Source organism: Paenibacillus sinensis (genome assembly GCF_019904155.1).
Classification (GTDB): Bacteria; Bacillota; Bacilli; order Paenibacillales; family Paenibacillaceae; genus Paenibacillus_AQ; species Paenibacillus_AQ sinensis.
This window is the reverse complement of record NZ_JAHCMB010000006.1, coordinates 52,646-61,011: the sequence shown is the minus strand read 5'-3', so window position 1 is coordinate 61,011 and position 8,366 is coordinate 52,646. Positions and strand designations below refer to the sequence as shown.

At 57.3% G+C, this 8,366-nt stretch carries 9 protein-coding genes; all 9 read right to left on the bottom strand.

From position 1 onward, the window contains the following. Nucleotides 1-192, bottom strand: a 192-nt coding sequence (locus tag KIH86_RS00360; RefSeq protein ID WP_223110244.1) for a hypothetical protein, incomplete at its 3' end; no start/stop codon positions are given. Nucleotides 193-367: 175 nt separating this feature from the next. Beyond that, nucleotides 368-847, bottom strand: a complete 480-nt coding sequence (gene rlmH, locus KIH86_RS00355; protein WP_223087806.1) for a 23S rRNA (pseudouridine(1915)-N(3))-methyltransferase RlmH — start codon at nucleotides 845-847, stop codon at nucleotides 368-370. A gap of 468 nt (nucleotides 848-1,315) precedes the next feature. Continuing rightward, nucleotides 1,316-1,822 (bottom strand): pyridoxamine 5'-phosphate oxidase family protein, encoded by a 507-nt coding sequence (locus KIH86_RS00350; RefSeq protein ID WP_235775201.1) that lies wholly within the window; start codon nucleotides 1,820-1,822, stop codon nucleotides 1,316-1,318. Between the two features lie 19 nt (nucleotides 1,823-1,841). Beyond that, the gene (locus tag KIH86_RS00345; RefSeq protein ID WP_223087809.1) at nucleotides 1,842-2,213 is read right to left on the bottom strand and encodes a VOC family protein; all 372 of its coding nucleotides are present in this window, start codon (nucleotides 2,211-2,213) and stop codon (nucleotides 1,842-1,844) included. Nucleotides 2,214-2,440: 227 nt separating this feature from the next. After that, on the bottom strand, nucleotides 2,441-2,608 hold the full coding sequence (locus KIH86_RS00340; RefSeq protein WP_084065344.1) for a CxxH/CxxC protein: 168 nt from the start codon (nucleotides 2,606-2,608) through the stop codon (nucleotides 2,441-2,443). Nucleotides 2,609-2,807: 199 nt separating this feature from the next. After that, the gene (locus KIH86_RS00335) at nucleotides 2,808-3,125 is read right to left on the bottom strand and encodes an HTH domain-containing protein (RefSeq protein WP_223087811.1); all 318 of its coding nucleotides are present in this window, start codon (nucleotides 3,123-3,125) and stop codon (nucleotides 2,808-2,810) included. A gap of 143 nt (nucleotides 3,126-3,268) precedes the next feature. Next, nucleotides 3,269-5,377, bottom strand: coding sequence for an amino acid ABC transporter ATP-binding/permease protein (locus KIH86_RS00330; protein WP_223087813.1), 2,109 nt, complete (start codon nucleotides 5,375-5,377; stop codon nucleotides 3,269-3,271). Beyond that, entirely contained in the window at nucleotides 5,374-7,347 is a 1,974-nt protein-coding gene (locus tag KIH86_RS00325) for an ABC transporter ATP-binding protein/permease (RefSeq protein WP_223087816.1), read from the bottom strand. Before KIH86_RS00325 ends, KIH86_RS00330 begins: the two co-directional genes overlap by 4 nt. Continuing rightward, nucleotides 7,347-8,366 carry a cytochrome d ubiquinol oxidase subunit II gene (gene cydB, locus KIH86_RS00320; RefSeq protein ID WP_223087818.1) on the bottom strand — a complete coding sequence of 340 codons (1,020 nt, stop codon included), beginning with the start codon at nucleotides 8,364-8,366 and terminating at the stop codon, nucleotides 7,347-7,349. Before cydB ends, KIH86_RS00325 begins: the two co-directional genes overlap by 1 nt.

The following is an 8,366-nucleotide window of genomic DNA, read 5'->3' as shown; positions in this document are numbered from 1 at the left end:
ATGAACCGCTCCATAACAACCTATTACTCCAATTGTATACGTTTCATAATGATAGTAATAATTTAGCTCAGTATTGTCTGTAAAGGGTTTTAAAGCAGAAACAACCGCATTAGTTTCTACTTCGGTTGCAGTTACGATTAGTAGCTCAACCCTTTCCCTTAACTTTTGAATCTCCTCACTAATAATGTTCATAAAGCTTCCCCTTATTTTTAATCTATCTCGTCTTTGACTCTAATAAGATTTACCATCTCCAGAATATTCCTTCCGTAATAATCTTATTATTTTTTCCTCATGTGAGCAATATGAAAAGTCGGGTTACAGCATCAAGTGATTTTTTATTTTCTAATAATGAATTTAAAATTTCGCCCTACTTATGATACGCTTCCCCCCGATTTATCTTCACCGCCCGATAAATCTGCTCCACCAGCACCAGGCGCATGAGCTGATGGGGCAGCGTCATGCGCCCGAAGCTGAGCCGCTGCTGCGCGCGGCTCAGGACCGCATCGGAGAGCCCGTGGCTGCCTCCGATGACGAACACGACATGGCTCGTCCCGTAGGTGCCGAGCCTGTCGATCTCCGCGGCAAGCTCCTCCGAGCTCCAGAGCTTGCCGTCGATGGCGAGGGCGATCACATGCGCGCCCTCCTTCACATGCGCGAGGATGCGTTCGCCCTCGCGCGCCTTGACGCCCGATACCTCGGCTTCGCTCAGGGTATCAGGCGCTTTTTCATCCGCTACCTCAATCATTTGGAACTTGAGGTAGGGCGTCAGGCGTTTCGTGTATTCCTGGATGCCCTGCACCAGATACTTCTCCTTCAATTTGCCGACCGTAATGAGCTGAATGAACATATGCGCCGAACTCCCCCTTCTTCGTTCCTCTAATGATAAACAAGGGCTGATGAATACACAACAAAGGCGCCCTAGCGACAGATGCCGATACCTATAAATCCCTTCTCCCGCCTGTACCAAGCCATGAAATGGACAGGCCGGGCGACGCGAATAGTTCCATCATGCTAATAATGCGAAGTCCCCCGAAAGCTGCGCCCTGAAACAACAAAACCACTCCAACCCCGGAGTGGTCTCGTCCTCGTGCAGCAGAGCCATGCAACATTTTAGTTCCTTTAACCGCTATGTATCCAGCGCATGTCTGTGGCACACTGGTGTTCAGCTATAGCTGGTCCTTCAGTCGAGGCGGAATCAGATCAGCCGGACGAGGAAGTGGAAGTAAGAGTTATAGCCGGGACGGTGAGACGCCAGGCCATAATTTTTTTCAGCAAAAAAGCTTCACTCTCCACTGTCCTCCCCCATCGCGCGAAGTTACCGCACCACAGACACATCAAAATCATCCGAATGAAAATGGCTGTAGAACCGCCCATTCTCCGCCGTAAATCTCAGCACGCAGTAGTCCGGGTCGGTCACGCCGAGCGAATAATAGTCCGTGTCGCCTTCACGCCAGATCAGGGCTTTGGATGCCTGGTCCTCCAGCACTTCCATCGTCCCTCTCAGCATAACACCCTTGAACGTGCGCGGATTGCAAAAATACACACAGGCCCGCGGATTGTCGCGATACTGCCGGACCCGCATGGAGGATGTGTTGGTCGTGAAATAAAAGACCCCTTGTCCTTCTCTGCGGCGCGGCGGCAGCATCGCCTTCATGTTCGGAAACCCTTCGTCATCCACGGAACCGATAAACGACACCTCGGCCTGGTCGATTAAATCCTCAATCGTCTGCTCCATTTCCACTCCATTTTCCTCCCGGCACATAAGAATGACCTGCTCATCCTTCCATTTTAAGGGAGCTACGGTGGGCTGTCCATGACCCATTTATTATGAAAAAGCAGGCTTATTCCTTGCTATGCTCCGCCAGCTGCACCTCAAAGCCGTCCGGGTCCAGCACATAGAAAAATCGCAGGCGCGGATTGGGCGCGATCGGCCCGCGGGCAATCGGGATGCCCAGGTTATTCAAATACTCCATCGCATCATCCAGGGACTCTACCTCAAAACCAACGGACACGCCGCATTCCGGCTTCAGCACCGGTTCGCTTCCCTGAATCAGTTCAATCTTCGGCTGTTCCTCCCGCCCCAGCATGGCGATCTGCTTGCCTCTGCTCTCGAATCTGTTTTGAAGCGGCAGCTTGAGAATTCCGTGATAGAAATTCAATGAGGCTTCCAGATCCCGCACCCGGAGTGTAATCCAATTCAGGCTTAAATTCATGAACTTCTCCCCCTTTTTCCTCTATTGTACCTGACGCCGCCGCTCTGCCAATGGACAAAATCTTTAAGACGGTCCATCGGCCCTTTATCAGTCAGCATTTATCGCTGCCTTCACGGCTTCCGCGGTTTATTCCTATATATTTCGGGGCTTAACGTGCAATGTTGACGGGAGACGGGAGCAGAAAGTCAAAAAGCACCCTCGCGGGTGCTTTCCCATGCCCATCCTATTCATACGACCAAATATTCCGCGTTCTTCTCGCACTCCGCACATTTGGCCGGCGGGTCCCAGTCGGAGAATTCGGTGTCCTTCAAATCCACGATGTCGGGCGCATCCTCATATTCGTCCACGAACATGTCGATGGCCAGTTCCAGATGTTCTTTGCATACGACGTACATTAACTGCAAGCATCCCTTTCTCTTTGGCTCGGCTTCAAACCGTTCTCCTTCTGTTCTACCACAATTCCGTCCAAAAAGAAATCCATCCGCCCAGGATAAACGCCCTGTGGTGTCCTGTGCCTGTGACGTGGTGCCATGCGTTTACCGGGAAACCCAAGAAAGGGCAAACTGGGTGTCTATCCTCTTATGCTCCTTATGTTCAAGATCGTCGGCTCTTCGGATGCTCGGCTGGCAGCATGCCCCTCCGCTCCTCCAGCAGAGCTTTGGGGCCGTGGGCCGCGTAAATGTCGCGCCAGCGCTTAAGGCATGCCTTCGGCTTGCGCCGGCCGATCAGATTGACATTGAAGCCCGCCTGCACAAAAATCTCCATCGGCGTCAACCCCTCCTCATAAGCCTGAACGGCCGCCAGCTTGAAGGCGGGGTCATATGTAATGCTCTTCTCCGACACATTCAGAATAAAAGGATTGCGCCGGAGCATCCGCCTCTCTTCATCCGAATACCCTTTTGACCGGTTCATAGGGTCCCTTCCTTTCTTTGGACATTCGCTCGTAACCTTACAGCTTATGTAACGCAAATAACCCGCAGAAGAGAGCGTCGGGCGCTCGTTCTTATGCGGGTCATACGTTGCATTATGAAGTTACCGGAGATCAGCGTACGTCCTTACCGGTTAATCGTCAAGGTCTCGTCTGCGAATCCTGGACGGTCCAGTTCATACAGCCTGCGGTAGCGCGGCTCGGCCGCCATTAGATCGGCGTGGGTGCCGCGCATGATAATTCGGCCATTTTCCATAAAAATGACTTCGTCCATGCTCTCCGCACCGACGAGGTGGTGGGTGACCCACACCAGCGTCTTGCCCTGCATGGCGGCGAACATCGTTGACAGCAGCTCCCGCTCGGTGCGCGGGTCGAGGCCGACAGTCGGCTCGTCGAGCAGGACGACCGGGGTGTTCTGCAGCAGGATACGCGCCAATGCGATCCGCTGCCGTTCGCCGCCGGAGAAGCGCTGGCCCGCCTCGCGAACCGGCGTATCATACCCGGCCGGAAGCGACGCGATCAGGCCGTCCAGCTTCGCCAGCGCGCCCGCAGCGGCGATGTCGGCCTCGGACGCATCGGGGCGGCCGAGGCGGATGTTGTTCCCCACCGTTGTATCGAACAGGTGGGGACTTTGGTTCAGGACGGAGATGAGCTTGGGAATGTCGTCTCCGTAGGAGACGGCAGGCTTCCCGTTAATCTCCGCATGCCCGGCGCCCGGTGAGAGGGCGCCCTGGATCAGCTTCAGCAGCGTCGATTTGCCGGCGCCGCTGCGGCCGATGATGGCAATCCGCTTGCCCTGCGGAATGTCGAGGTCAAGGGCCTGCACCGACCACTCTCCATCCTGACCGTAGCGGTAACCCGCCTGACGGATGGAGATATGAGCCGAGCAGTTGTTCAAGCCGCCGGAAGCGGCTTCGGCAGCTTCAGCGGTAGTTCTTGCGGAGGAAGCGGCAGTAGAAGCGCCCGATGCCGTTCCTGTCTTCCCGGCCTCGGCGCTTGCAGCGGGTCCGACACCCGTCTTCCCTCCGCCGTTCATCCCGGCAAGCGGAGGAGCAGCCGTTTCAGCAACCGATGCGGCCTCCACAGCCGCGAAACCGGTGTCTCCCCCTGGCCGCTCCGCCCCGGCGCTGGCAGTCGGTCCATCCGCTAACGCGGGAGACCAACCTGCCGATAATCCGGCAGCCGTCTTCCCACCGATATTCGCCCCGGCAACCGGAGTGGCAACAGAAGCGGCTGCCCGGCCAGCCGGAGCAGCTAGACCAGCCGCGCCTGACGCTTCAGCCTGCGGCTCCTCTACCCCCTGCAGCCGTTCCAGGGAGTTCCGGTATTGCGGAATCTTCTCGATCGCCTCCGATACCGGAAGGAATGCGTCGGCCACCGGGAAGACGACCAGCACGAACGCGGCGATCAGCGTTCCTGGGATGGCCCCGTCCGCGAACTCGCCGCCCGCCCACCAGATCATGGAGAGGACGCCGAGGCCGATCACCGCCTGGCCGATGAAGGTCCGGGTGCGCGCCCAGCGGCGCAGCGCGGCGTCGGTGCGGGCCACCACCCGCTCGTCCTGCTCATACGTCTCGACGAACTGGCTCTGCCGTCCGCTGATCATCCAGTCGCTCATCCCGAGCACGGCGTCCGTCAGCTTCTGATACAGTCGGTTCCGCTCCTGCTTCACCTCGCGCTGGCGGCGCTGGGTCAGCAGTAGCGACAGGGCTGGCAGCACCGCGACCAGTACAAAAATATACAGCGCGGTTACAAGCGCGAACCGCACATCAAAGGTTCCGATGGCAATCACCGCTCCCGCGTAGACGATCAGCGAGATGACTGCGGGAAATACGGTGCGCAGATATATATTTTGAAGATATTCAATATCGTCCGCCAGCATGCCGAGAATGTCGCCCGTGCGGAAGCGCGAAGACAGCAGCAGCGCTTGCGGCTCCAGGATGTCGTAGAGGCGCTGACGCATTTTGGAGAGAATGCGCAGAATCGTATCATGGCTGACCAGACGCTCCACATAGTGGACGACCGCCCGGCTCGTACCGAACGCGCGGACGCCGACGATCGGGACATAGACCATCAGAATGTTCTCCGGCGGAATGGATGCTTTGGATATCAGGAAGCCGGACGTATACATCAGGGACGAAGCCGTGAAGATCGTCAGTGTTCCAAGCAGCACGATCAGCAGAAAGCGCCAGAAGTACGCGGGAACGTATGCGGTTAACCAGCTTTCCTTTCTCATCCGATCGCCTCCAATTGCGCCATCGCCAACTCATAGTAGGCTCCCTTGCGTTCAAGGAGCTCTTGGTGGGTGCCGACCTCGGCGACCCGTCCCTGCTTCATGACAATTATTTGGTCCATATCCGCCATCCAGTGCAGGCGGTGTGTAGCCAGAAAGACAAGCTTGCCTTCGAACAGCGGCAGCATGGTCTCTTTCAGCTCATACTCGGTTTCGATATCGAGATGGGCTGTCGGCTCATCGAGCAGCATGATCGGCCGGTCGCTGAGCAGCGCCCGGGAGAGCGCCACACGCTGCTCCTGCCCGCCGCTGAGTCGGCGTCCGCCGCCGCCGATGGGCTCGTTCAGGCCTCCCGGTAGGCTAGCGGCAAGAGGTGCCAGGCCCGCCGCCGCAACGGCCCCTTCGACGGCTTCTATCGACGCTTCCGGATGGTAGAACCGGACGTTATCCGCAAGCGTCCCGCTGAAAATATACGGCCGCTGCGGAATATACGAGGCCTGGCGCCGCCAGGCGTCGTCTGTCAATCCGCTGACCGCCTGGCCGTTGATCGTGATCATGCCTTCTCCCGGATGCAGGAAGCCGGCCAGTATATCGATCAGCGTTGACTTGCCGGCGCCGCTCTCGCCGATGATGCCGATTTTGCCGGTTCCGGCAAACTGCAGATGAACATCTATCAACGAAGCTGGACCGTCTTCTTCATGGCGCAGGCCGATACCGTTAAGCGACAGAGTGCCACCATTGTTCCACGTGAAAACTTCAGCCGTCGGCAGAGCAGGCTGAGCGCCCGCCACAGATGGGACGATTGTCTGACCGGTTTGGCTCTTTCCGCCTCGAATAGACGGTTCAGTCCCATCTATCGCTCCGGATGATTCCGTCCGATCGCCTTGCTTCGCTTGTTCATGTTCAGCCGGCGCTGCATGTTCAGCCGGCACTGCTCGTTCGGCCGATACTGTCTGTCCGGAAGCAGCCGCTGCCCCGGCTTCCCCTGCCTGAACCGGGGCGGTCTTCTCCCCGATCAGCGAAGCCTGCACCGTTTCTTTATCAATAATGCTCTTTATCTTCTCCCCTGCTTCCTTGCCGTCCAGCGTGGCGTGGAAGTCCGCGCCCACCAGCCGCACGGGCAGAAAGTACTCCGGGGCGATAATCAGAATCGTAAGTCCGGTCACGAGCGTCATCTCGCTGTTCACCAGGCGAAGACCGAGGCTGACGGCGACGGAAGCGACCGACAGCATCGTGAAGAAGTCGAGCGCGAACGAAGACAGGAACGCCACCCGCAGCGTCTTCATCGTCGCCGACCGGTAGCGGTCGCTGACCTCGGCAATGGAGCGCTTGTGGCTCTTGCTCCGTCCGAGGAACTTCAGTGTCTCCAGGCCGCGCAGCGAATCGACGAAGTGATTCGACAGCGTCCGGTACGACGCCAGCTGGCGGTCCATATGCTTCTGTGCGGTCGTGCCGATCAGAATCATGAAGACCACGATGATCGGCATCGTCAAGGTTAGAATGATCCCGCTAGTCTTGTCCTGCAGGAACACATACAGCAGCAGCACCCATGGCGTCACTCCCATTCCGACCATCCGGGGAATGATCAGCTCCAGATAGGTGCGGAACTTGGTTACGCCTTCAAGCGCCAGCGTAACCAGCGTTCCCGTTCCCTGATCTCCGGCCATACGCGGTCCGAGCCGGAACAGCTTCTCCATCATCCTCCGGCGCATGTCTCCGCTCGTCTTCTCCGCGAACCGATAGGCCAGCCCGCTCATGAGCTGCCCGCACGCATGGCGGACCAGAAACGCAAGAAGGAACAACAGCGCAGTGCCCCATTGTTCCTTCAGCGGATCGCCCGCGAACAGCGCGGAGATGACTTCCGCGAGCGACTTCGCCAGCAGAAGGATGGATAAGCTTTGCACCAGGGTCAGGAAGCCTACCGCCACAAAGACTGGCTTGACTCCTTTGTACCCAAGCAAATTTTTATCCATTAATATTCCAGAGTCTCCTTGTCGCTAAGCCGTTTGTGGAAGATGAAATAGCTCCAAATCTGATAGCCAAGCACGAACGGAAGCAGCGTGAGCGCCACAATCGTCATGACCTTGAGCGAGTAGTGACCGGAAGCCGAATTAGTAATTGTCAGGTTAAATGCCTCGCCGAGCGAGCTCACCATAACCCGCGGGAACAGACCCACGAAGACGGAGACTACCGAGAGTCCCAGCACCGCGCCCGTCATGCCGAACGCCCAGCCGTCGCGCTTCTTCTTGCAGAAGTAACCGGACAGCACGAACGCCACAATGCCGAGCAGGACAATCGCCCACAGCAGGGTTCCGCGAACTTCAAAAATATCGGTCTCGAAGTACGTCATGATGACGAATGCCAGCAGCAGTGCGCCTGTCGGCAGCAGCAGTATCTGCGCCCGCTTGCGCGCCCGGTCCTGCAGCTCGCCGAAGGTGCGCAGCGCCGTAAAGAGCAGGCCGTGCACATTGCAGAGCAGAATAACGGTCAAGCCGGCAAGAACCGTGTACACATTGACGATATCGCCGAAGAAGGAGGCGTGCATCTGCATATCTCCGTCAATCGGCAGCCCTTTGATGAAGCTCGCGAACACGATGGCCAGCAGGAAAGGCGGCAGGAAGCTGCCGATCAGAATCGACAGGTCCCAGGTTTTTCTCCAGCCCGCCGACTCCGCCTTGCCTCTATACTCAAAGGCTACACCGCGCAGAATCAGGCCGAACAGTGCAAATACGAACGGTACATAGAAGCCGCTAAACAGCGTCGCGTACCAGTTGGGGAACGCCGCGAACATCGCGCCTGCCCCAGTGATCAGCCATACTTCGTTGGCGTCCCAGAAAGGGCCGATCGAGTTGATCATGACCCGCCGCTGCTTCTCATTGGCCGGCAGCAGCTGAGACTGCATGCCAACTCCGAAGTCGAAGCCTTCCAGGAAGAAAAATCCGACGAAGAGTACCGCGATCAGCACAAACCATAGTTCATTAAGTGAGATCAT

Excerpts from the sequence above, each read along its gene's own strand:
- cydB (WP_223087818.1), bottom strand. The coding sequence starts at position 8,366 with ATGATCTCACTTAATGAACTATGGTTTGTGCTGATCGCGGTACTCTTC.
- KIH86_RS00345 (WP_223087809.1), bottom strand. The coding sequence starts at position 2,213 with ATGAATTTAAGCCTGAATTGGATTACACTCCGGGTGCGGGATCTGGAA.
- KIH86_RS00340 (WP_084065344.1), bottom strand. The coding sequence starts at position 2,608 with ATGTACGTCGTATGCAAAGAACATCTGGAACTGGCCATCGACATGTTC.
- KIH86_RS00350 (WP_235775201.1), bottom strand. The coding sequence starts at position 1,822 with ATGGGTCATGGACAGCCCACCGTAGCTCCCTTAAAATGGAAGGATGAG.
- KIH86_RS00335 (WP_223087811.1), bottom strand. The coding sequence starts at position 3,125 with ATGAACCGGTCAAAAGGGTATTCGGATGAAGAGAGGCGGATGCTCCGG.
- rlmH (WP_223087806.1), bottom strand. The coding sequence starts at position 847 with ATGTTCATTCAGCTCATTACGGTCGGCAAATTGAAGGAGAAGTATCTG.
- KIH86_RS00330 (WP_223087813.1), bottom strand. The coding sequence starts at position 5,377 with ATGAGAAAGGAAAGCTGGTTAACCGCATACGTTCCCGCGTACTTCTGG.
- KIH86_RS00325 (WP_223087816.1), bottom strand. The coding sequence starts at position 7,347 with ATGGATAAAAATTTGCTTGGGTACAAAGGAGTCAAGCCAGTCTTTGTG.